A 247-nucleotide genomic window follows, 5' to 3' on the forward strand; every position below is an offset into this window, starting at 1 on the left:
GCCAGGCTATCTTTGCGGATGATACCCCAATCAAAATGCAGGCCAAGGGCAAGTGCGCGACGGCCCGCGTCTGGACCTATGTTCGGGATGAACGCCCATGGGGCGGACCTGATCCGCCTGCCGCCTGGTACCAGTTCACATCTAACCGCAAAGGCGAGCATCCCTCAGCGCATCTGGCCAACTACAGGGGCTGGATGCACGCGGATGGCTATTCCGGCTTCAATGATCTGTACCGCTCAGGCGCAGT

General features: G+C 60.3%; 1 protein-coding gene. It reads left to right on the plus strand.

The features are described from left to right. The coding region (locus tag AC58NV_RS23825; RefSeq protein ID WP_497229337.1) for an IS66 family transposase at nt 1-247 on the plus strand (247 nt) is incomplete at both ends.

The organism is Leisingera sp. ANG49, assembly GCF_059694505.1.